The organism is Nocardioides oleivorans, from assembly GCF_004137255.1.
Classification (GTDB): domain Bacteria; phylum Actinomycetota; class Actinomycetes; order Propionibacteriales; family Nocardioidaceae; genus Nocardioides; species Nocardioides oleivorans.
Genome location: NZ_SDWT01000002.1, coordinates 171,153 through 194,212, shown reverse-complemented (window position 1 = coordinate 194,212; position 23,060 = coordinate 171,153). Strand labels below are relative to the sequence as shown.

The following is a 23,060-nucleotide window of genomic DNA, read 5'->3' as shown; positions in this document are numbered from 1 at the left end:
GGTACGGACGCCGAACTGCGTAGTGCCTTTGAGGATCTGGCCGTCCTTGCCCCCTTGAGCGCGAGTTTGGATCCGGTCCTACACCCATGTCGACATCTGCGCCCTGGCCAAGCTGAATCGACGACAAGCAGCGTCCTACTATGCTGCGGTCATGGCCAAGGTAGAGCCGAAAGACGTCGCCGTAGGAACTGACGACGGCGCATGGCGCCCACAAGCAAGCGGCGTTCGTGTCCTCGTTGCACATCTAACTGGGCCGAGCGTCAACTCTCACGTATGGGCGAATCTTCTATCTCGGGCAGATGAACATGGCCATACCCCACTTGAGGCATCGATCCAGTCGACATTTGAACAGTATGTCGCTGCGGACGAACGTCGACGAGCGCTAACGGTCGAGTCGGTCCTGCGAACCGCATTCTCACTAAACGCGCATATCGTCGTATTTTCGGGAGCCACGCTCACGAAGGAGGCACGTGACATAGTCAGTCGCTACTCGGCAAGGCTGAGCGCGATCTTCCTCTCCGAAACCGGCGATTCGAGGCTAAGTGTCAGCCTAATGTCGCCCTTCGACAATCACAGTCGGGCCGCAGTAAGTGTTCGGGAAAGTTTTACGTTTCAACCGACGCTAGAAGAGAGCGGTGATTCCAAGGAACTGACAGTCAGTTCGACCTACGACATCGATGGGCGCGAGTTGCGTGAACTCAATGTAGCTGGAGTCGGCATCGAGATACCACACAGTTCTCTTGGGGACACAGCAACGCTACTGTCTGTGAGTTCTGGGTCAGATGCCTCTCGAGCGAGTGAGATATGGCGCGGCTACTGGCTTTACCCCGAGATTGATTTCCGCGCCGAGGAACTCCGGTCTCTCTTGGACGACTTAAATCGCGTCGACGATCCGGATGACTTCCTTCTCAACCTTGTCGACCGAGTCAATTATGAGAAGTTTTCCTTGCGCGAGAGTCGGGCATACGAAGATGCATTAAATCTTGTCACTCGAGGTTCGAGATCAACTGCCGAAGCGGTAATCCTCCCTGAGTCGGTGCCATCCTCAGGCGCTTTAGGATATGACTACCTCAGGATGTGCCTCGGTCAGGTTCAATCAGCGATTGCAAACACTGAGGCGATGGGAGAGCAAGGGCAGCGAGAAGACCTCCAAACATTGTGGGATCACATTGCCGCGGAACTGAAATCGCTCTCTGGTGATGTGCCTACGCGAAAGATGCGCTACGAGGATCGACCAGGGTCGCATGAAGATTCGACCTCTCGAAGTGGGACCCACACCGTGTTTAGTGCTGTTCTTTCGACGTATAGCAATGAAAAACTTGAAGAAGCCTTCACACGCCAAGGTAGGCTATTGGCAGTTGTGAGCCGTATGACTCAGTCTCGCCTGAAACTTACCTATCGCATCCTGAGCACTCGAGGATTTAGCGTGGGCCTGACCCCCGTGGTGCAGGTTCGCTGTGTTGTGGAAGATGCCACCGCCGTCGAGGCGGCAGCACTGCGCACGTCGGTGGGGGAGTTGGTTCACGCCGCCTTCGTTGGCCTATATGGGATAAGTTTCAGTTTTGACTCCGAGGAAAGCTCAGGTAATGGAGATCCGCTCCTGTGGCGCTCGGGAAGGTATTCATCGTCTCTTTCAGGCAACGGTGGAGACACGATCAGAGGCTTCCCAGATTGGGCGTACCTGGTCGACTACCTCTGCTCTTTGGACTCTCCCACTGTTCTCGAGTTGAGCGTGCGCCCAACCTCCGCGACTGGGGCTATCGAAGGTGCTGCGCTGCAGCCTGAGGCCGTCGAGTTTGCAGCTCGGGAGTCGATCGTCAAGAGCATTCGATCGAGTGGCGTCGCAGATCGAGCTATCGATGTTCAGGTTGCAGCGTCATCAGACGATCCGCTGCCGTCTGCCCTGCTTGAATTCATTGCGGTCGAGGTCGGAGGTGGCAGTGATGCGATATTCGAGACCGACTTGAACGGTTGGATTCCAACCACGATTGGGAGGGCTCTGCAAGTCTTCCATCCTCCATTCGGTAGGTGGTATAGCATTTCTCGTTCGCCCGCTGCGTACCGCAGAGCTGCGCCGCAGGGCGAATTTCCCCCAAGCGGCATGCCGCTCGGTCGGGCGGACGTGTCGCATCCAAAGGGGACGAAGAAGGTCGAAGTCCGAATTCCAGACTCGGACCGCCTGCGGCACGCCTACGTCATCGGACGGACGGGCTCAGGAAAGACAAACCTTTTGCGTGGCATGGCTAGCCATGAACTACGCAGCCCGAGTACCGGGATGGCGGTCATTGACCCTCATGGCGATCTTGCATCCCATGTGCTGAATTCTCTGCCGGAGGGTCGGCGGGACCAGTTGCAACTAATGAACTTCGATGATCCGGACATCGTGCCGGTGCTAAACCCGTTGCTCGGAGTGGGAGATGACCCGCTTCGGAAGTCCCAGGTCGTGCAAGAGGTACTCGAGTTGCTCAAGGGTCGCGTTTACCACGAGTTTTCTGGTCCGCGCTTTGACGCCATAGTTCGGCTCCTTCTCGATACGATGCTTGACTCCAATTATCCGTATACCCCTTCACTGGTGGACGCGGGACTTCTCTTGACGGACGACACCGCGCAGAAGGGCGTTCGGAAGTCGATAACCGATCATGATCTGCTCGCTCGCTGGAAGTCGCATGACTCTCTGAAGAGGGGGACTGACTATCCAGATCTGATTTCGTGGGTCGTCTCCAAGTTTGATGACCTACGCAATGATTCGACGCTGCGTGCGCTGCTAGGCGGAAGCCGAAACACGATTGATGTCGACCGTTTAGCAAATGAAAATGGCGTCCTAGTGGTTTCGATCCCAGAATCGGTCGTGGGTTCGCGTACGGCTGAATTTATTGGATCCATGGTGCTGATGAGATTGCGGGCAGCCTTGCTGTCACCCGGTCGGCGGACATCCCACGTAGCGCCCTTCTTCGTCTACGTCGACGAGTTTCAGAAGTTCGCCAACGCTGATTTTGAGACTTTTCTGGCGGAAGCTCGAAAGTTTGGTGTTGGCCTTGTTATGGCCCACCAGAACATCGCGCAGTTGAGAATGTTTTCCGCGAACACCGGAATGACGTCGGAGAACCTTATTGACTCTATTCTAGGGAATGTCGGTACGCTGGCAGTTTTTCCAGTCAATGCTTCCGATGCGCAACGACTAGCTAGCCAACTTGACGTTGACGCGAGCGATCTTACGAAGTTGCAAAGGTTCCACTGCGTATTGCGCCCCACCGTTTCAGGCGTTGCGCTGCCCAGTTTTACTATTCGCACCGAGTATTCGCAGCCTGCCCTAGACCCTCGTCTACTCGACGAGACTCGGCAGTATCTCGTAAGTCGCGACCTCGTCGTGCGGCGAGTGGATGCGGAAAGAGAGGTGCAAGAGCGCCATCATGATCTGCTTCAAGATTCGACAGTCGAGCGCGCAAAGGTGTCATCGGGCGCTGATCGGACTCGGGGTAGCAGTTTCCTAGACGAATGGCTAAAGAAGCGCGAACGGGTAGCGCCCACCGCAGACGGCGACGTTGCAGTGCAAGCGACGGCAGGATCGAAGGTCGCCGCGCCCGCAGCGGCGCCTCCCCCCCGCAACTGGTCCGACGTGATTGGTCCGGTTGCCACCGCCAATGAAGTTGCTGGTCACATTGGCATGAGTCTCGAGGCTCTCACGGACCTGGCAAGGCGGGGCGGACTACTTGTTCTTGAGACCTCGGACGGGATGTCAGTTCTGCCGACGAGCCACGTGATGAACTCAAGAATCGTGGCAGGTTTGTCAGTGGTGGTGAGGACCGTGAGTGCGTCGCCATTCTCTACGTGGACGCAGGCCGCGTGGTTGGCATCTCCGTCAGTCGCATTGGGCGGAGCGAGCCCGATTGATTGGCTCCGGGATGGTGGCGATTTGGAGGTTGTCGTCAATGCGGCGCATGCATATGCCGAGGAGTCATGGTGACGGGCGATAGGATTCCGAAGGCGCCAGCAACGCCGGACGCCTTGAAGTCTTTTCCAGATGAGACCGTGCCCCTCGGAACGGAAGTGTGGCGCGTGCATGGCGCGGGCTACGGGCCGTGGTTTTTCGGCGAAACTCAGCGGTTCAGTCTGCAGAGTCCGAACGGGACCTGTCACGTGGCGCTGAACTCGAATACGGCGGTCCTGGAAACGGTGGTGAGAGGCGCGCGGGCGGTGGCGCTCATCGATCTCCAGACTCGTCGCATTCGCAGACTTAGACTGCCGCGCGCGTTTCGTGTCGCGAACTTTTTTGATCCGCTGGCGACGGGCTGGGGAGTGACGCGCCGGTTTGGAACCGACTTTCCCTATGATCGTTGTCAGGGCTGGGCTAGTGCCTTCAAGACAGACGGTTTTGGAGGCATCCGGTTCTGGGCCAACCATGACGTGACCGACGCTGGCGTGTCGCTTGCGCTCTTCGGTCCTGTAGGGGAGCGCAAAGGCTGGGCACGGGGCACCGCCGAGCGACTTGATTCCGCATACTGGCTCGACGTTTTGCGTTCGGAACTGGGCATTGGGGTCTTCGACACCCACAGCACCGGACTTACGTTCGGACCGCTTAACTGATGGCGACTTTGAAGCACTTTCTGCCATCGATCTGCCCACCCCCACGAGGCTCGTCATGAAGGCTGTGCTCTGGGACATGGACGGCACCCTCGTCGACACCGAGCCGTACTGGATCGAGACCGAGTACGCGATGGCGGAGAAGTACGGCGGCACGTGGTCGCAGGAGCACGCCATGAACCTCGTGGGCAACGCGCTGCTCGACTCGGGCGACTACATCCGCGTGCACATGGGCATCGACCGCACGCCGCAGCAGATCGTCGACGAGCTGCTGGACGGCGTCGTCACCCGGGTCCAGGACGACGTGCCGTGGCGCCCCGGGGCCCTCGAGCTGCTCACCGACCTCAACGGCAACGGCGTGCCCTGCGCGCTCGTGACGATGTCGTGGCAGCGGTTCGTCACCCCGATCCTCGCCCACCTGCCGGAGGGCACCTTCACGACCGTCGTCACCGGCGACCGCGTCGAGTTCGGCAAGCCGCACCCCGAGCCGTACCTCACGGCGGCCGCCGAGCTCGGCCTCGACCCCGCCGACTGCGTGGCGATCGAGGACTCCAACGTCGGGGCGAAGTCCGCCGCCGCGGCCGGGTGCACCGTGCTGTGCGTGCCGCACCACGTGCCGATCCTCGAGGGGGAGCGACGTGTCTTCGCGGACACCTTGTCCGGCCTCGACACCGCAGCAGTGCGGCGGTTGACCAGACCGGTGTGATCGATCACACACCCCTCTGGGTCTAGGGTGTCCGCCACACCTACTCGGAAGGATCGCGGATGTCCCGTAGACGAAGCGTGGCGGCGCTGGCCGCAGCAGTTCTGACCGGCGCCACCCTTGCCGGCTGTGCAGAGAGCCAGCGAGACGACGAGGGCGGGGGAGGAGGCGGCGACGACGGCACGTTCGTCTTCGGCGCGGCAGGCGCCCCCGAGATGTTCGACCCGTTCTACGCCACCGACGGCGAGACCTTCCGGGTCACCCGCCAGATCTTCGAGGGCCTCGTCGGCATCGAGCCCGGCACCGCCGAGATCGTGCCCGAGCTGGCGACCGAGTGGACGCCCAACGACGACGGCACCGAGTGGACCTTCACGTTGCGCGACGACGTGAAGTTCCAGGACGGCACGGACTTCAACGCCGACGCCGTCTGCGCGAACTTCGAGCGGATGTTCGACCAGAACGAGGCCGGCCAGACCGCCGGTGAGTACTGGGGCTACGTGATGGGCTCGTTCAAGAACGACGCCGAGAACTCGCTCTACCAGGGCTGCGAGGCCACGGGCGACTACGAGGCCACCATCTCGATCAGCGGCCCGACGTCCGGCTTCCCGACGATGCTGTCGCTGGCGTCGCTGTCGATGCAGTCGCCCACCGCGATGGAGGAGGGCGACGCCAACGGCATCGCCGCCGAGGGTGAGGGCTTCAGCTTCCCCGACTACGCCGACAACCCGGTCGGCACCGGCCCCTTTACCTTCGGTGACTACGACGAGGCCAACGGCACGATCACCCTCGAGCGCAACGACGACTACTACGGCGAGAAGGCCGGGGTCAGCGAGCTCGTCTTCCGCGTGATCCCCGACGAGAGCACGCGTCGCCAGGAGCTCGAGGCCGGCAGCATCAACGGCTACGACCTCCCGAACCCGGTCGACTGGCAGGGGCTCGAGGACGACGGCAACAGCGTCGAGATCCGCGACGCGTTCAACATCCTCTACCTCGGCTTCAACCTCGACGGCGCGAACTCGCAGCTGAAGGACCCCCAGGTCCGCCAGGCGCTCTACCACGCGCTCAACCGCGACCAGCTGGTGCAGACCCAGCTGCCCGAGGGCGCCACGGTGGCCACGCAGTTCATGCCCGACACGGTCAGCGGCTACAACACCAGCCTCGAGCCGTACGCCTACGACCCCGACGAGGCCAAGCGGCTGCTCGCCGAGGCCGGCGCCGAGGGCATGGAGCTCACCTTCGCCTACCCGACCGAGGTGAGCCGGCCCTACATGCCGGACCCGGAGAAGATCTACGAGGCGCTGCGCACCGACCTCGAGGCCGTCGGCATCAAGGTCAACGTGAAGACCGCGTCCTGGAACGGTGGCTACCTCGACAACGTGACCGCAGGTCGCTACGACGCGTACATCCTCGGCTGGACCGGTGACTACGACTCGCCCTACAACTTCATCGGGACGTTCTTCGGCAACCTGAAGGAGAACGACTTCGGCACCAAGGGCATGCCGTGGGGCAAGCAGCTGGCCGACGACCTCAAGTCGGCGGACGCCGTCGTCGACGAGGACGAGCGCGCCGCGGCGTTCGAGGAGATCAACCAGCAGATCATGGAGAACTACCTCCCGGGCCTGCCGATCAGCCACTCGCCGCCGGCGCTCGTCGTCGGCCCGGGCGTCGACGGCGTCGTGCCGAGCCCGCTGACCGCGGAGGAGTTCGACTCGGTCACCGTCGACAGCGGGCAGTAGCGCACACCCGCTGACCGACAGATGTGCGTGAGGTCCGGAGGCCGCCTCCCCACCCCGGAGGTGGCCCCCGGACCCGCGCACGCGTGTGAGGAGAACCCGTGATCCGCTTCGTCGTACGACGACTGCTCCAGATGTGCGTGGTCGTGCTGGTCCTGTCGATGCTCGTCTTCGCCTGGCTGCGCTCGCTGCCGGGCGGGCCCGTGTCGGCCATCCTGGGGGAGCGCCAGACCCCGGAGCGCCGGGCCGCCCTCGAGGCGGCGCTCGGCCTCGACCAGCCGATCCCCGTGCAGTACCTCCGCTTCCTCGAGCGCGCCGTGCAGGGCAACTTCGGCGTCTCCACCAAGGTGCTGCCCGGCGAGGACGCGTTCCAGGTGTTCCTCGACCGGCTGCCGGCCACGATCGAGCTGTCGTTCTTCGCGATGGTGCTCGCGATCGCGCTCGGCATCCCGCTGGGGTACGTCGCCGCCCGCCGGCGCGGGTCGATCACCGACACCGGAGCGGTGATCTTCTCGCTCGTCGGGGTGGCGGTCCCCGTCTTCTTCACCGCGTTCCTGCTCAAGTACTTCTTCGCGGTCGAGTGGAACCTCCTGCCGGTCTCCGGACGGCAGAGCACCGGTCTCGACGCGACGCGCATCACCGGCATGTTCGTCCTCGACGGCGTCCTCACCCGCGAGTGGGACGCCTCCTGGGACGCCCTCAAGCACCTGATCCTCCCGGCGCTCGCCCTGGCGACGATCCCGTTCGCGGTGATCTTCCGGATCACCCGGGCCGCGGTGCTCGACGTGCTCGACGAGGACTACGTGCGCACCGCGGAGGCCAAGGGCCTCACCGCGAAGGTGATCCGCTCCCGCCACGTGCTGCGCAACGCCATGCTCCCCGTCGTCACCACGATCGGCCTCCAGATCGGCGGCCTGCTCGCCGGGGCCGTGCTCACCGAGACCGTCTTCTCCTTCCGCGGCGTCGGTGACGCGCTCGCCACCGCGTTCCGCGATAAGGACTACCCCGTGCTGCAGGTGCTGATCCTCGCGGCCGCGGTCATCTACGTCCTGGTCAACCTGCTGGTCGACATCGCCTACGCGATCATCGACCCCCGGATCCGGACGAGGTGAGGTGGACGTGACCGAACCCACCACCGACAAGCCCGGCCGGCCGTCGTACGCCCGCATGCGCAAGGACCGCATCGACGCGCTCGCCCTCGCCGGCACCGTCGACGAGGAGCCCGGGGTCTCGCTGATCCGCAGCGCCTGGAAGCGGCTGCGTCGCAACCCGGTCTTCCTCATCGGCGCCGCCATCACGACGGCCTTCATCGTGCTCGCGATCATCTCGCCGTGGATCGCGCCGTGGGACGTCACCGCACGCCCCCTCCTCGACCAGGTCCGCCCGCAGACCAACCCGGTGCCCGGACCCGAGGCCGGGCACCTGCTCGGCGGCGACGACCGGGGGCGCGACCTGTTCTCGCGCCTGCTCGTCGGGAGCCGGCAGACACTGATCGTCGGAGTCTTCGCCACGCTCTTCGGCCTGCTCGGAGGCCTGACCCTCGGCACCGTCGCCGGCGCGGTCGGCGGCTGGGTCGACTCGCTGGTGATGCGCATCGTCGACGTGATGCTCTCCATCCCGTCGCTGCTGCTGGCCTTCACCATCGCCTCGCTCGCCCGCGAGCCCAGCCAGTGGACGCTCATCGTCGCGATCGCGGTGATCCAGGTGCCGATCTTCGCCCGGTTGCTGCGCGGGTCGATGCTCGCCCAGCGCTCGAGCGACCACGTGCTGGCCGCCCGCTCCCTCGGCGTACGACCTCGCGCGATCGTGTTCCGCCACATGCTGCCCAACTCGCTCGGGCCGGTGATCGTGCAGGCGACGCTCTCGCTCGCCGTCGCGATCATCGACGCCGCGGCCCTGTCGTTCCTCGGCCTCGGCAACCCCGACCAGAGACAACCCGAATGGGGACAGATGCTCGGCCTGGCCCAGAAGTACATCTCCGAGGCACCGCACCTCGCGTTCTACCCGGCCGGCTGCATCATCGTCGTCGCGCTGGGGTTCACGCTGATGGGCGAGTCGCTCCGCGAGGCCCTCGACCCGAAGACGAGGAGGTGACCGGGATGACGCCACCCGGGATCCAGCCCCACGCGCAGGCCCAGCCGGTGCGCCACCCGAGGGGCTCGTCGGAGCCGCTGCTGTCCGTGCGCGACCTGCGCGTCACGTTCACCCGCCAGGGCGAGGAGCCGTTCCGGGCCGTCGACGGGGTCAGCTTCGACGTCAGGCCCGGGCAGACCGTCGGCCTGGTCGGCGAGTCCGGCTGCGGCAAGTCGGTGACCTCGCTCGCGATCATGGGCCTGCTGCCCGGGCGCGGCAACACCGTCGAGGGCTCCGCCGTCTTCGACGGCGAGGACCTGCTGACGCTCTCGCCCTCGGCCATGCGCGATCGGCGCGGCGCCGAGATCGCGATGATCTTCCAGGACCCGCTCTCGTCGCTGAACCCCGTCATCACCATCGGGCGCCAGGTCACCGAGGTGATGGAGCGCCACCAGGGCCTCAGCCGCAAGCAGGCCACGCCGAAGGCGCGCGACCTGCTCGAGCGGGTCGGCATCCCCGACCCGAAGGCGCGCCTGGTCAACTACCCCCACCAGCTCAGCGGTGGCATGCGCCAGCGTGCGCTGATCGCGATGGCCCTGGCCTGCAACCCGCGGCTCCTGATCGCCGACGAGCCGACGACCGCGCTCGACGTGACGATCCAGGCGCAGATCCTCGCGCTGCTCAAGGAGCTCGTCGTCGACACCGGCACGGCGCTCGTGATGATCACCCACGACCTCGGCGTCGTCGCCGGGCTGTGCGACGAGGTCAACGTCCTCTACGGCGGCAAGGTCGTCGAGCGCGGTGGGCGGCACGGCCTGTTCCGCCAGCCGCGCCACCCGTACACCGTCGGGCTGCTGCACTCCATCCCGCGCCTCGACGCCCCGCTCGGCGAGAAGCTCGACCCCGTCCCCGGCTCGGTCGCCGACAACCTGCCGTGGACGTCCGCGTGCGCCTTCGCGCCTCGGTGCTCGCGGGTGGTCGACGCGTGCACCAGCCACATGCCCGAGTGGGAGGGCGACCAGGTCGTCGGTCACCGGTGCTTCAACCCGATGGGGGGCGAGCGATGAACCAGGAGACACAGCAGGAGCCCGGCCAGGAGGCGACGAGCGACGTGCTCGTGGAGGTCCGCGAGCTCGAGGTGCACTTCCCGATCAAGAGCGGGATCCTCTTCGACCGCACCGTGGGGCACGTCCGGGCCGTCGACGGTGTCGACCTCAGCATCCGGCGCGGGGAGACCTACGGGCTGGTGGGGGAGTCGGGCTGCGGCAAGTCGACCCTCGGGAAGGCGATCATCAACCTCGAGCCCCCCACGGCCGGCTCGGTGGTCTTCGACGGTCGCGACATCGCCTCGCTCAAGGGCGAGGAGCTGCGCCGCGAGCGCAAGCGCTTCCAGATGGTCTTCCAGGACCCGCTCTCCAGCCTCGACCCGCGGCAGACCGTGGAGTCGCTGCTGGTGGAGGGCCTCCGGGCCCACGGGCTCGACACCGACAAGGCCGCCACCCGCACCCGGCTGCGTGAGCTGATGACCGCGGTCGGGCTCCCGACGGCCGCGCTCAGCAAGTACCCCCACGAGTTCTCCGGCGGTCAGCGCCAGCGTGTGGGCATCGCGCGGGCCCTGTCGGTCAACCCCGACCTGATCGTCGCCGACGAACCGGTGAGCGCGCTCGACGTCTCGATCCAGGCCCAGGTGATCAACCTGCTCCAGGACCTCCAGGACGAGCTCGGCCTGACCTACCTCGTGGTCGCCCACGACCTCGCCGTCGTACGCCACATCAGCGACCGCATCGGCGTGATGTACCTCGGCAGCCTCGTCGAGGAGTCCGGGGCCCGCGAGCTGTACGACGTCCCGCTGCACCCCTACACGCGGGCGCTGATGTCAGCGGTGCCGGTGCCGGACCCCGTGGTCGAGGACTCACGCGAGCAGATCCTGCTCACCGGCGACCTGCCCTCGCCGGCGAACCCGCCGACCGGGTGCCGCTTCCACACGCGCTGCCCGTGGAAGCAGGAGACGCTCTGCGACACCGAGCGGCCGCAGCTGCGGGTGGTCGAGGTGGACGGGGCGTCGCCCGAGCACCGGGTCGCCTGCCACTTCGCCGAGCAGATCGCGTCGGGCGAGGTGCAGCGACACACGGTGGAGCCGGTGGTCGTGACCGAGGGCTTCGGCGGTCCGGACGGACCGACCCCGCCGCCCGAGGCCTACGTCGGCGTCTGAGCCGCTTCGGCCGGGGCCCCGACGACGGGCAGCGGCAGGAGCGTCCCGCCCTTGGTCGGGCAGTGCTGGTGGTAGGAGCACCAGTCGCACAGGCGGGACGGGCTCGGCCGCCAGTCACCGGTCTCCTGCGCGAGCCGGATCGCCCGCCACACCGCCTCGACCTTCCGCTCGGTCGCGCGCAGGTCGTCCTCGTCGGGGGAGTAGCGCAGGATCTCGCCGTTGCCGAGGTAGATCAGCTGGAGCACCGACGGCACGACGCCCCGCAGCCGCCAGAGGACCAACGCGTAGAACTTCATCTGGAACAGGGCCTTGGCCTCGAAGTCCTCGCCAGGCGCCTTCCCCGTCTTGTAGTCGCTCACCCTGATGCGGCCATCGGGGGCGGTCTCGATCCGGTCGACGAAGCCGCGGAGCAGCAGCCGGGAGTCGAGCAGCGCCTCGACGTAGAGCTCGCGCTCGGCCGGCTCGAGGCGGCGCGGGTCCTCGAGGTCGAAGTAGCGCTCGAGCACGGTGCGGCACGACGCGAGCCAGGTCGTCACGTCCGGGCCCTCGTCGCCGAACATGGCGGACAGGCCGGGCTCGGCCTCGAGGATCGCCTCCCACGCAGGGACGAGCATGTCGGAGGCGTGCTCGGGGGTGCGATCCGCGGCCGGGAGGTCGAAGAGGTCCTCGAGGACCTTGTGCACCACCGTGCCGCGCACGGCGTCGGGCGACGGCTCCTCCGGGAGCCGGTCGATCGTGCGGTAGCGGTACATCAGCGGGCAGGCCATGAAGTCACCCGCGCGGCTCGGTGAGAGCGCCCCCAGCACGTCCACCCCGTCCACCGGCGTGGAGACCCGCTCGGCAGGGGACCCGGCCTGCGGCTGCGGCTGCGGCTGCGACGGGGGCGGGGACGGCAAGGACTGGGCGGGCTCCGACATGACGCCGTCACGATAGGTCAGCCCACCGACAGATAGGCTCGCTGCGTGTCCGGTCCTCCCGATCCAGCCCCGGCCGCAGGGCCGTCCCGACCCTCGCGGCGCCCGCCGGGCACGTTCCGGGTCGGCTCGATCGTGGGCATCGACGTGCTCATCACCAGCTCGTGGTTCGTCATCGCGTTCCTGATCGCGGTGGTCTTCGCCCCCCCGCATCGAGGAGGTCGAGCCGGGTCTGGGGTTCTGGAAGTACGTCGCCGGCTTCGTCTACGCCGTCGTCCTCTACCTGTCCGTCCTCCTCCACGAGGCCTCGCACGCGGTCGTGGCGCAGCGCCTCGGCTACGGCGTCAACTCGATCACCCTCCACTTCCTCGGCGGCATGACCGAGATCGACGGCACGGCGCGCAAGCCCCGGCACGAGTTCTGGATCGCGGTCGTCGGTCCGCTGACCTCCGTCGCCGTCGGGCTCGTGGCTGCGGGGCTCTGGTTCGTCATGCCCGACGGGCTGGTCCGCGAGGCCGTCGTCGCGCTGGCCGGCGCCAACCTGATCATCGGCGTCCTCAACCTCGTCCCCGGCCTGCCGCTCGACGGCGGGCGGGTGCTCAAGGCCGCCGTGTGGGGTGCCTCGGGCAACCAGCACCGCGGCACGATCGTCGCCGGCTGGGGCGGCCGGCTCACCGCGCTCGCCCTGCTCGCCTGGCCGCTCGTGCAGGAGCGGGTGATCGGCGTCCGGGCCACCGTCCTCGACCTCGTCCTGGTCTTCGTGCTCGGCCTCTTCCTCTGGACCGGTGCGACCGCGGCCATGGCCCACGCCCGGATCCGCCAGCGGCTCCCGGACCTCGTGGCCCGCCCGCTCGCGCGTCGTACGCTCACCGTCCCCGAGGACCTGCCGCTCGCCGAGGCCGTGCGTCGCGCCCAGGAGGCGGAGGCAGGCAGCATCGTCACGGTGTCGTCCGAGGGCACGCCCGTCGGCATCGTCAGCGAGGCCGCGGTGACCGCGATGCCCGCCGAGCGCCGTCCGTGGGTCGCCGTCTCGACCGTCACCCGCGCCATGGAGGAGGGCCTGACCCTCCCGGCGACCGTCGCGGGCGAGGACCTCATCCAGGCCATCAGCAAGCGCCCGGCCGACGAGTACCTCCTCGTCGAGGAGGACGGTCGGATCTACGGCGTGCTCTCCACCGCCGACGTCGACCGCGCCTTCCGGGAGAACGCTCGCCGCTGAGGGATTTCGGCTCCGGACTACTAGGGTTCCGGCCATGTCCGAGCGCCCCACCGATGCCCCTGCCGACGTCCCCGCCGAGGCGTGGTCCGGCGTCCACCGCGGTCCGCTGCGCGAGGGCGAGTGGGTGCGCCTGGTGGACAACAAGGGTCGCAAGCACAACTTCGAGCTCGTGGCCGGCAAGCGCTTCTTCTCCAACAAGGGCCACCTCGACCACGACGACATGATCGGTCGCGAGGAGGGCTTCACGCTCGTCTCCTCCGCCGGTGGCCAGTACCTCGTCTTCCGGCCCCTGCTCAACGAGTTCGTCGTCTCGATGCCGCGCGGCGCGGCCGTGGTCTACCCGAAGGACGCCGCCCAGATCGTCGCGCTCGCCGACATCTACCCGGGGGCACGCGTGGTCGAGGCCGGGGCCGGGTCGGGCGCGCTCACCTGCTCGCTGCTCCGGGCGGTCGGGCCCTGGGGCCGGGTCACGTCCTTCGAGCTGCGCGAGGAGTTCGCCGACGTCGCCCGCCGCAACGTCAACCAGTTCTTCTCAGCCCCCGAGGGCCAGACCCACCCGGCGTGGGACCTGCGCCTGGGCGACCTCAAGGAGGGCCTGCCGACGCTGGGCACCGACGTCGACCGGGTCATCCTCGACATGCTCGACCCGTGGAACTGCGTCGACGCCGTCGCCGACGCGCTCGTGCCCGGGGGCATCGTCTGCGCGTACGTCGCCACGACCACGCAGCTGTCCCGCGTGGTCGAGACGCTGCGGGTCCACGGCGGCTTCACCGAGCCGCAGCCGTGGGAGTCGCTGGTCCGCGACTGGCACGTCGAGGGCCTCGCCGTCCGCCCCGGCCACAAGATGATCGGCCACACCGCCTTCCTGGTCACCGCCCGCCGGATGGCCCCCGGCGAGGCGCCGCCGCGAAAGACCCGCCGCCCGGCCCCGGGCGCCTACGGCCCGGACTACACGGGCCCGCGCCCCGCCGACGTACCGGCGCTCGAGTCGGTGCAGCCGGACCTCGACCCTGCCCGACCGCTCGACGACTGAGCCCAGTCCCCGTATGGCGTCCGCGCACGCCGCCGTTGCACAACGGTGACCAACACGGCGAGATATCCACTTCCGTCCCTGTGGTTCATGGGTAGTGTCGAAACAGGAGGTGCGAGATGACGGAGCCGACCCGCGAGCAACTTGCCACTCAGGTGCGTTACCTGGAGGCGGAGGTCACCGACCTGCGCCGCCGCCTGGACGACGCGCCCGGAGCCACGCGCGGCCTCGAGGGCCGCCTCGCCGACGCGCAGCGGTCGCTGGCCGCCGTGTCCAGCCAGAACGAGCGGCTCGCGCAGACGCTGCGCGACGCCCGCGACCAGATCACGACGCTCAAGGAGGAGGTCGACCGGCTCGCCCAGCCGCCGGCCGGCTTCGGCACCTTCCTCGCGCGCAACGACGACGACTCGGTCGACGTGTTCACCGGTGGCCGCAAGCTGCGCGTGAGCGTCAGCCCGGCGGTGGAGCTCGACGGCCTCGTGCGTGGCCAGGAGGTCATGCTCAACGAGGCGCTCAACGTCGTCGCGGCGCTCGACTTCGAGCAGGTCGGCGAGGTCGTCATGCTCAAGGAGATCCTGGCCGACGGCGACCGCGCACTCGTGATCGCCAACGCCGACGAGGAGCGCGTCGTCCGCCTCGCGGAGCCGCTGCGCGCCGAGGACGTCACCATCCGCGCCGGCGACTCGCTGCTGCTCGACACGCGTGCGGGCTACGTCTACGAGGTCGTGCCCAAGTCGGAGGTCGAGGAGCTCGTGCTGGAGGAGGTGCCCGACATCGACTACACCCAGATCGGCGGGCTCACCACCCAGATCGACGCGATCCGCGACGCCGTCGAGCTGCCCTACCTGCACCCGGAGCTCTTCAAGGACCACGAGCTCAAGCCGCCGAAGGGCGTGCTCCTCTACGGCCCGCCCGGCTGTGGCAAGACGCTGATCGCCAAGGCGGTCGCCAACTCGCTGGCCAAGAAGGTCGCCGAGCGCACCGGCGCCTCGGGGAAGTCCTACTTCCTCAACATCAAGGGCCCCGAGCTGCTCAACAAGTACGTCGGCGAGACCGAGCGCCACATCCGCCTGGTCTTCCAGCGGGCGCGCGAGAAGGCCTCGCTCGGCACGCCGGTGATCGTGTTCTTCGACGAGATGGACTCGCTGTTCCGCACCCGCGGGTCGGGCGTCTCCTCCGACGTGGAGAACACCATCGTCCCGCAGCTGCTGAGCGAGATCGACGGCGTCGAGCTCCTCGAGAACGTGCTCGTGATCGGTGCCTCGAACCGCGAGGACATGATCGACCCGGCCATCCTGCGTCCCGGTCGCCTCGACGTGAAGATCAAGATCGAGCGCCCGGACGCCGAGTCGGCGCGCGACATCTTCTCCAAGTACCTCACCCCGACGCTCCCGCTGCACGCCGACGACCTCGCCGAGTTCGGCCAGGACCGGGGCGCCACCGTGGACGCCATGATCCGCGCGACCGTCGAGCGGATGTACACCGAGACCGACGAGAACCGCTTCCTGGAGGTCACCTACGCCAACGGTGACAAGGAGGTCCTCTACTTCAAGGACTTCAACTCCGGCGCGATGATCCAGAACATCGTCGACCGGGCCAAGAAGATGGCGATCAAGGACTTCCTCGACAGCGACCTCAACCCCGCCCAGCGGGGCCTCCGGGTCCAGCACATGCTCCAGGCGTGCGTGGACGAGTTCAAGGAGAACGAGGACCTGCCCAACACCACCAACCCCGACGACTGGGCACGGATCTCGGGCAAGAAGGGCGAGCGCATCGTCTTCATCCGCACGCTCATCACGGGCAAGCAGGGCACCGAGCCCGGCCGCTCGATCGACACCGTCGCCAACACCGGCCAGTACCTCTAGCCTCGAACCACCACACGGCGCCCTCGCGCAGGGCACGAGCCAGGGGAGGGCTCATGGTTCCCGAGGAGGACCTCGGACACGGCGACATCGAGGCCGCCCTGGCCACCCGCCGCGAGCTCGGCGCGCGCTACGACGCCGAGCTCGTCGACGGGTTCGCCGAGCGCATCGAGCGGGCCGTCGAGCGGCGCGTGGCCGACCAGCTCGAGGTCCAGCAACGGCGTACGGCCGCGATCGCGGGTGCCGGTGGGCGGCAGCTGGCGCTCGGCATCATCTCGCTGGTGGCGTTCATCCCGATCAGCATCGCGCTCGGCGTGAACGACCAGTTCCTCGCGCTCCTCGTGACCCTGGTCGGCATCGTCGGCGTCAACGCTGCCCACGCCTGGCAGTCGAAGCGCCCCTGACGTCTGCGGGCCCGGCGACACGCACCCCTCGGGAGGGTTGCGCCTGCAGCCGACGGGTCTAGGTTGACCACATGAGATTCCTGCTGATCATCGTCGTCGTCGTGGTCGTCGTCTTCCTCCTGATGGGGTTCATGCGCCGCGGGCGCTGATCCGCACCTCGTCGGATCGCCTCAGGCCGGTCGGAGGGCCACGAGCCGGGTGCCGAACACCCACGGTCGTGACATCGCCGGGCCGGGGAGGTACTCCTGCTGCAGGTCCGCGATCTGCCAGCCGGCCTCGCTCACCAGGGCCGGCACGTCACGCGTCAGGTGGCAGCCCCCGGCCACCGCGCGCTGCAGCGGCTCCAGCCGCCGCTGCCAGCGGCGTACGGACTCCTCGGGCGCCAGCCCGTGCTCCAGCGCGTGCAGCCGGCCGCCGGGGCGCACCAGCCGCCCGGCCTCGCGGAGCGCCAGCAGCGGATCGGGGGTGGTGCAGAGGCTGAACGTGATGAGCGCGCTGTCGTGGGAGTCGTCGGGCAGGTCGAGGCGCTGCCCGTCGAGGCCCGCGCGCTCGATCGGCAGCGCGGTCCGCGCCCGTCGTCGCTCCGACATCTGCCAGCCCAGGTCGGACGGCTCGATGGCCGTGACCGACGTGACCGCCGGCGGGTACCAGCGGACGTTCAACCCGCCGCCGAAACCGACCTCGAGGACCCGTCCGGTGAGACCGGCGCACACCACCTCGCGCATCTCGCCGACCTCGGCGCCGCGGAGGCTGGCGTCGACCAGACGGGGAACGACACGCTCGTCCCACACCCGTAGGCTCATGGCATGAGCGTACGACGGGTGATGGGCACGGAGGTCGAGTACGGCATCTCGGTGCAGGGACAGCCGTCGGCCAACCCGATGGTCGCCTCGTCGCAGATCGTCAACGCCTACGCCAGCTCGACCGCCCGCGCCCGCCGTGCCCGCTGGGACTTCGAGGAGGAGTCGCCGCTGCGAGACGCCCGGGGCTTCGACATGGCCCGGCAGATCGCCGACCCGAGCCAGCTGACCGACGAGGACCTCGGCCTGGCCAACGTCATCCTCACCAACGGCGCGCGGCTCTACGTCGACCACGCGCACCCGGAGTACTCCTCGCCCGAGGTCACCACGCCGCTCGACGTGGTGCGGTGGGAGAAGGCGGGGGAGCTGGTGATGCTCGACGCGTCGCGGATGGCCGCGATGGTGCCGGGCAGCACGCCGATCGTGCTCTACAAGAACAACACCGACAACAAGGGCGCCTCCTACGGCGCGCACGAGAACTACCTGATGCGGCGCTCGACGCAGTTCGCCGAGATCGTCCGCCACCTCACGCCGTTCTTCGTGTCGCGACAGGTCGTCTGCGGCGCCGGTCGCGTCGGCATCGGCCAGGACGGCCGCGACACCACGCCCGAGCGCGGCTTCCAGCTCAGCCAGCGCTCGGACTACTTCGAGGTCGAGGTGGGCCTCGAGACCACCCTCAAGCGCCCGATCATCAACACCCGCGACGAGCCGCACGCCGACCCGGCGATCTACCGCCGGCTCCACGTGATCCTCGGCGACGCGAACCTGGCCGAGATCTCGATCTACCTCAAGTCCGGCACGACCTCGCTCGTGCTGGCGATGATCGAGGACGGTTTCATCGACCGTGACCTCAGCGTCGAGGGCGCGGTGAGGTCGCTGCGCGAGGTCTCGCACGACCCCACCCTCAAGCAGCTGGTCACGCTGCGTGACGGCCGCCGCCTCACCGCCGTACAGCTGCAGCTGGAGTACCTCGAGCTCGCCCGCAAGTACGTCGAGGACCGCTACGGCGCCGACGCCGACGAGCAGACCGTCGACGTGCTCGCGCGCTGGGAGTCGGTGCTGACCCGGCTCGAGCGCGACCCGATGGAGTGCGCCACCGAGCTCGACTGGGTGGCCAAGCTCAAGCTGCTCAACCAGTACCGCGACCGCGACGGCCTCGACTGGGACGACGCCAAGCTGCACCTCATCGACCTGCAGTACTCCGACATCCGCCCCGACAAGGGGCTCTACCACCGCCTTGCCGGTGCCGGTCGGATCCAGCGGCTGCTCGACGACGCCACCACTGAGGCCGCGATGCACGACCCGCCGGTCGACACCCGCGCCTACTTCCGCGGGCGCTGCCTCGACAAGTACGCCGACTCGGTGGCCGCCGCGTCGTGGGACTCGGTGATCTTCGACCTGCCCGGTCGCGAGTCGCTCCAGCGGGTGCCCACCATCGACCCGCTCCGCGGGACGCGCGCCCACGTCGGCGACCTGATCGACCGCAGCGAGACCGCCCAGGCGCTGGTCAACGCGATCACCCGCTGATCCGACGTCCCGCTGGCTGACTTTCCGGCGCCCGGCCTCTGCCTGACTCTCCTCGTCCCGTCCGACGCGCCGTTCCGCCCACGGTGAACCTCCTTGTGGCGTCGGTGGGAGTGGATAGGGTCGAGGCATGGCCCAGGAGCAGAAGCAACCGCGCAAGTCCTCCCAGGAGGAGACGGCGACCGAGGAGGTCGTGGAGACCGACGTCGCCGAGCGCAAGGAGATGATCGACGAGGACGTCGACGCCATCCTCGACGAGATCGACGACGTCCTCGAGACCAACGCCGAGGACTTCGTCAAGTCGTTCATCCAGAAGGGCGGCCAGTGACCGACTCCCGCCTGCCGACGTCCTTCATGACACCCGGCACGTCGAGCTTCGCCGACTTCCTCGGGCTCCAGGCCCCTGACCTGCTGCCGTCGCGCCGTGCCGTCCCCGCGGGCGACGCTGGCGACCTCGCGCCGCACGGCACCACCATCGTCGCGGCCACCTTCGCCGGAGGCGTCGTGATGGCCGGCGACCGGCGCGCGACGATGGGCAACATCATCGCCCAGCGCGACATCCAGAAGGTCTTCCCGGCCGACGAGTTCTCGGTGGTCGGCATCGCCGGCACCGCCGGGCTCGCGGTCGAGATGGTCCGGCTGTTCCAGACCGAGCTCGAGCACTACGAGAAGATCGAGGGCACCACGCTCTCGATGGACGGCAAGGCCAACCGGCTCGCGGCGCTGATCCGCGCCAACCTGGGCCTCGCCATGCAGGGACTGGCCGTCGTGCCGCTGTTCGCCGGCTACGACCTCGCGGCCGACCAGGGCCGGATCTTCAGCTACGACGTGACCGGCGGCCGCTACGAGGAGACCGCCTTCCACTCGGTCGGCTCCGGCTCGCTGTTCGCACGCGGCTCGCTCAAGAAGCTCTACCGCGAGGACCTCGACGCCGAGGGCGCCGTCACCGCCGTCATCCAGGCGCTCTACGACGCCGCCGACGACGACTCCGCCACCGGCGGCCCCGACATCACCCGCCGGATCTTCCCCGTCGTCCACGTGATCACGCCCGACGGCGGATCGCGCATGCCCGACGAGCAGGTCTCGGCGATCGCCGACCGCATGCTCGCCTCGCGGATGCAGCGTCCCGACGGCCCGGCCGCGCCCCTCACCTGACGACGCCCAGGAGCCACTTCACATGAGCATGCCGTTCTACGTCTCACCCGAGCAGCTGATGAAGGACCGGGCCGACTTCGCCCGCAAGGGCATCGCCCGCGGTCGGTCCGTCGTCGCCGTCCAGTACGCCGACGGCATCCTGTTCGTCTCGGAGAACCCGTCCCAGGCGCTGCACAAGGTCAGCGAGATCTACGACCGGATCGCCTTCGCCGCGGTCGGGCGCTACAACGAGTTCGAGAACCTCCGCATCGCCGGCGTCCGCCTCGCCGACATGCGCGGCTACGCCTACGACCGCCGTGACGTCACCGGCCGCGGCCTGGCCAACGCCTACGCCCAGACGCTCGGCACCATCTTCTCCTCCGGCGGGGAGAAGCCCTACGAGGTCGAGATCTTCGTCGCCGAGATCGGCGACGCCGCCGCCGACGACCAGCTCTACCGGCTGACCTACGACGGCCAGGTGGCCGACGAGCACGGCTACGCCGTGATGGGAGGGGCGGCCGACGTCGTCGCCGGGCACCTCGCCGAGCACTACGTCGAGGGCGCGAGCCTGGCCGACGCGCTGCACGTCGCGGTCGCCGCCCTGGGGCACACCGAGTCCGAGGACCGGGTGATCCCGGCCGACGCCCTCGAGGTCGCGGCGCTCGACCGCACCCGCACCCAGCCGCGCAAGTTCCTGCGGTTGCGGGCCTCGCGGCTGGCGGAGATCCTCGGCGACCGCGGTGCGGTCGACCCCGGCACCGACGAGGGGCCGGACGCCAACGGAGGGGTCGGCCAGCACCGCGCCGGCACCGACGACCCGAGCGATCCCACCGACCAGGTCAGCGGCGCCGTGCCGCCGCTGGAGGACCCGGTGACGGGGGAGCCGCCCGTCGCGCCCCCAGTGGCACCCCCCACGGCACCGCCCACCGCACCGCCGGCGCAGCCCGGCGACTCCTGAGGCTCAGCGCAGGTTGAGCCCGGGCCACTCGGTCGTGGGCTGGGTCGGGATGCCGCCGAGGCGTCGTCGGTAGCGCACGAGCGGCGTGAACTCGTCGAGCGCGCCCCACAGCCGCTGGTGGGCGGCCCAGGGGAGCGGCCCCGTCGGTACGACGTTGCCGTCGGGGCCGAACTCGTGCCACGCCGCGCCGAAGCCGATCCACACCGGCGTCCAGGTCGCCGCGTCGTCCCACTCGCCACGGTGCTGCTCGACGAGCCTGCGGCGCAGCTGGAACTCCAGGCGCGCCCCGTCGATCACGACCGGTGCCGTGCGGACCGGCCACAGCCACATGTCCTCGGTCATCACCCGCAGCTCGAGGTCCGCGACCACGACGGGCTCGACCAGCACCGTGGCGACGAGGTGGCGGGGTCCCATGGAGCAACGCTCACCCGGACCGGCTCGGGCCGTCAAGAGCGGTGTGACGGGTCGGCCGCACGGGATTTCGGCGCGGAGCAGCAGCAACTCTGTGGTCGGCGGTCCTAGTGTGGGTCCATGGACAGGCGGATCTTCGGCATCGAGAACGAGTACGGCGTGACGTGCACGTTCAAGGGCCAGCGCCGGCTGAGCCCGGACGAGGTGGCCCGCTACCTCTTCCGCAAGGTCGTCAGCTGGGGCCGGTCGTCCAACGTCTTCCTCCGCAACGGTGCGCGGCTCTACCTCGACGTCGGCAGCCACCCGGAGTACGCCACTCCCGAGTGCGACGACATCGCCGAGCTCGTCACGCACGACAAGGCGGGGGAGCGGATCCTCGAGGGGCTGCTCCTCGACGCCGAGGCCCGCCTCCACGAGGAGGGCATCGCGGGCGACATCTACCTCTTCAAGAACAACACCGACTCCGCCGGCAACTCCTACGGCTGCCACGAGAACTACCTCGTCGGGCGCGCCGGGGAGTTCAGCCGGCTCGCCGACATCCTGATCCCGTTCCTGGTGACCCGTCAGATCGTCGTCGGCGCGGGCAAGGTCGTGATGACGCCGCGCGGGGCGTCGTACAGCGTCAGCCAGCGTGCCGAGCACATCTGGGAGGGCGTCAGCAGCGCCACCACGCGCAGCCGCCCGATCATCAACACCCGCGACGAGCCGCACGCCGACGCCGAGCGCTTCCGTCGCCTGCACGTGATCGTCGGCGACTCCAACATGAGCGAGACGACCACGATGCTCAAGGTCGCCTCGTGCGACCTGGTGCTGCGGATGATCGAGGAGGGCGTGGTGATGCGCGACCTCACGATGGAGAACCCGATCCGCGCGATCCGCGAGATCAGCCACGACCCGACCGGCCAGCGCAAGGTGCGCCTCGCCAACGGTCGCGAGGCCAGCGCCCTGGAGATCCAGTCGGAGTACCTCTCCAAGGCGCGCGACTTCGTGGACCGCCGCCAGATCTCGACGCCGATCATCGAGCGCTCGCTCGACCTGTGGGAGCGCGGGCTGAAGGCCGTCGAGTCCGACGACCTGGGCCTGGTCGACCGGGAGATCGACTGGGTCATCAAGTACAAGCTCATCGAGCGCTACCGCGCCAAGCACGGGCTCTCGCTCGGTGACGCGCGCATCGCGCAGCTCGACCTCGCCTACCACGACATCCACCGCGGGCGCGGCCTCTACTACCTGCTGGAGAAGCGCGGGGCGGTCGCGCGCGTCAGCAGCGACCTGAAGATCTTCGAGGCCAAGAGCGTCCCGCCGCAGAACACCCGCGCCCGCCTCCGCGGCGAGTTCATCCGCAAGGCGCAGGAGCGCCGGCGTGACTTCACCGTCGACTGGGTGCACCTCAAGCTCAACGACCAGGCGCAGCGCACGGTGCTCTGCAAGGACCCGTTCAAGGCCCACGACGAGCGGGTGCAGCGGCTCATCGACGGCATGTGACCGGTCCGTGACCGGTGTCG

20 protein-coding genes are annotated in these 23,060 nt (G+C 68.1%); 17 read left to right on the top strand and 3 right to left on the bottom strand.

Annotated features, from left to right (window positions below; translation table 11 throughout):
- The first annotated feature begins 151 nt into the window (after positions 1-151).
- The 8 genes from EUA93_RS16695 to EUA93_RS16660 all read left to right on the top strand — a co-directional run bounded on the left by EUA93_RS16695 (position 152) and on the right by EUA93_RS16660 (position 11,302).
- Positions 152-3,964, top strand: a complete 3,813-nt coding sequence (locus EUA93_RS16695; RefSeq protein WP_129401445.1) for a type IV secretory system conjugative DNA transfer family protein — start codon at positions 152-154, stop codon at positions 3,962-3,964.
- Positions 3,958-4,584, top strand: coding sequence for an RES domain-containing protein (locus EUA93_RS16690; protein ID WP_129401444.1), 627 nt, complete (start codon positions 3,958-3,960; stop codon positions 4,582-4,584). Before EUA93_RS16695 ends, EUA93_RS16690 begins: the two co-directional genes overlap by 7 nt.
- A gap of 55 nt (positions 4,585-4,639) precedes the next feature.
- Complete coding sequence (locus tag EUA93_RS16685) at positions 4,640-5,287, top strand: HAD family hydrolase (RefSeq protein ID WP_129401443.1); 648 nt, start codon at positions 4,640-4,642, stop codon at positions 5,285-5,287.
- Between the two features lie 212 nt (positions 5,288-5,499).
- Entirely contained in the window at positions 5,500-7,020 is a 1,521-nt protein-coding gene (locus EUA93_RS16680; protein ID WP_420819083.1) for an ABC transporter substrate-binding protein, read from the top strand.
- Between the two features lie 98 nt (positions 7,021-7,118).
- Positions 7,119-8,129: an ABC transporter permease gene (locus EUA93_RS16675; RefSeq protein WP_129401441.1), complete on the top strand. Its 1,011-nt coding sequence runs from the start codon at positions 7,119-7,121 to the stop codon at positions 8,127-8,129.
- Positions 8,130-8,136: 7 nt separating this feature from the next.
- Positions 8,137-9,111 (top strand): ABC transporter permease, encoded by a 975-nt coding sequence (locus EUA93_RS16670; RefSeq protein ID WP_242497466.1) that lies wholly within the window; start codon positions 8,137-8,139, stop codon positions 9,109-9,111.
- A gap of 5 nt (positions 9,112-9,116) precedes the next feature.
- A complete protein-coding gene (locus EUA93_RS16665; protein WP_129401440.1) occupies positions 9,117-10,157 on the top strand; it encodes an ABC transporter ATP-binding protein in 1,041 nt (346 codons plus the stop codon).
- Positions 10,154-11,302, top strand: a complete 1,149-nt coding sequence (locus EUA93_RS16660; protein ID WP_129401439.1) for an ABC transporter ATP-binding protein — start codon at positions 10,154-10,156, stop codon at positions 11,300-11,302. The genes EUA93_RS16665 and EUA93_RS16660 overlap by 4 nt, the downstream gene beginning before the upstream one ends.
- Here EUA93_RS16660 and EUA93_RS16655 read toward each other — a convergent pair.
- Entirely contained in the window at positions 11,287-12,219 is a 933-nt protein-coding gene (locus EUA93_RS16655) for a RecB family exonuclease (RefSeq protein ID WP_129401438.1), read from the bottom strand. The two genes, EUA93_RS16660 and EUA93_RS16655, sit on opposite strands and share 16 nt — an antisense overlap.
- A 316-nt stretch (positions 12,220-12,535) precedes the next feature.
- On the opposite strand from EUA93_RS16655, the gene EUA93_RS16650 reads away from it, so the two are divergent.
- From EUA93_RS16650 to EUA93_RS16635, 4 genes are all read left to right on the top strand, one after another.
- Complete coding sequence (locus tag EUA93_RS16650) at positions 12,536-13,435, top strand: site-2 protease family protein (protein WP_242497465.1); 900 nt, start codon at positions 12,536-12,538, stop codon at positions 13,433-13,435.
- Positions 13,436-13,469: 34 nt separating this feature from the next.
- Positions 13,470-14,468: a tRNA (adenine-N1)-methyltransferase gene (locus tag EUA93_RS16645; RefSeq protein WP_129401437.1), complete on the top strand. Its 999-nt coding sequence runs from the start codon at positions 13,470-13,472 to the stop codon at positions 14,466-14,468.
- A gap of 116 nt (positions 14,469-14,584) precedes the next feature.
- A complete protein-coding gene (gene arc, locus EUA93_RS16640; RefSeq protein WP_129401436.1) occupies positions 14,585-16,330 on the top strand; it encodes a proteasome ATPase in 1,746 nt (581 codons plus the stop codon).
- A 53-nt stretch (positions 16,331-16,383) separates the two neighbouring features.
- The gene (locus EUA93_RS16635; RefSeq protein WP_129401435.1) at positions 16,384-16,731 is read left to right on the top strand and encodes a hypothetical protein; all 348 of its coding nucleotides are present in this window, start codon (positions 16,384-16,386) and stop codon (positions 16,729-16,731) included.
- A gap of 170 nt (positions 16,732-16,901) precedes the next feature.
- Here EUA93_RS16635 and EUA93_RS16630 read toward each other — a convergent pair whose 3' ends face one another.
- Entirely contained in the window at positions 16,902-17,534 is a 633-nt protein-coding gene (locus EUA93_RS16630) for a class I SAM-dependent methyltransferase (RefSeq protein ID WP_207208808.1), read from the bottom strand.
- 3 nt (positions 17,535-17,537) lie between these two features.
- Between EUA93_RS16630 and dop the strand changes: the two genes are divergently transcribed.
- From dop to prcA, 4 genes are all read left to right on the top strand, one after another.
- Positions 17,538-19,058: a depupylase/deamidase Dop gene (gene dop / locus EUA93_RS16625; RefSeq protein WP_129401434.1), complete on the top strand. Its 1,521-nt coding sequence runs from the start codon at positions 17,538-17,540 to the stop codon at positions 19,056-19,058.
- A gap of 127 nt (positions 19,059-19,185) precedes the next feature.
- Positions 19,186-19,383 carry a ubiquitin-like protein Pup gene (locus EUA93_RS16620; RefSeq protein ID WP_129401433.1) on the top strand — a complete coding sequence of 66 codons (198 nt, stop codon included), beginning with the start codon at positions 19,186-19,188 and terminating at the stop codon, positions 19,381-19,383.
- 26 nt (positions 19,384-19,409) lie between these two features.
- Positions 19,410-20,210: a proteasome subunit beta gene (gene prcB / locus EUA93_RS16615; RefSeq protein ID WP_129401785.1), complete on the top strand. Its 801-nt coding sequence runs from the start codon at positions 19,410-19,412 to the stop codon at positions 20,208-20,210.
- 22 nt (positions 20,211-20,232) lie between these two features.
- Positions 20,233-21,147: a proteasome subunit alpha gene (gene prcA / locus EUA93_RS16610; protein WP_129401432.1), complete on the top strand. Its 915-nt coding sequence runs from the start codon at positions 20,233-20,235 to the stop codon at positions 21,145-21,147.
- A gap of 3 nt (positions 21,148-21,150) precedes the next feature.
- Here the strand turns inward: prcA and EUA93_RS16605 are convergent, their stop codons facing one another.
- The gene (locus EUA93_RS16605; protein WP_129401431.1) at positions 21,151-21,561 is read right to left on the bottom strand and encodes a hypothetical protein; all 411 of its coding nucleotides are present in this window, start codon (positions 21,559-21,561) and stop codon (positions 21,151-21,153) included.
- Positions 21,562-21,678: 117 nt separating this feature from the next.
- On the opposite strand from EUA93_RS16605, the gene pafA reads away from it, so the two are divergent.
- Positions 21,679-23,040 carry a Pup--protein ligase gene (pafA, locus tag EUA93_RS16600; RefSeq protein WP_129401430.1) on the top strand — a complete coding sequence of 454 codons (1,362 nt, stop codon included), beginning with the start codon at positions 21,679-21,681 and terminating at the stop codon, positions 23,038-23,040.
- The last annotated feature ends 20 nt before the right edge of the window (positions 23,041-23,060 follow it).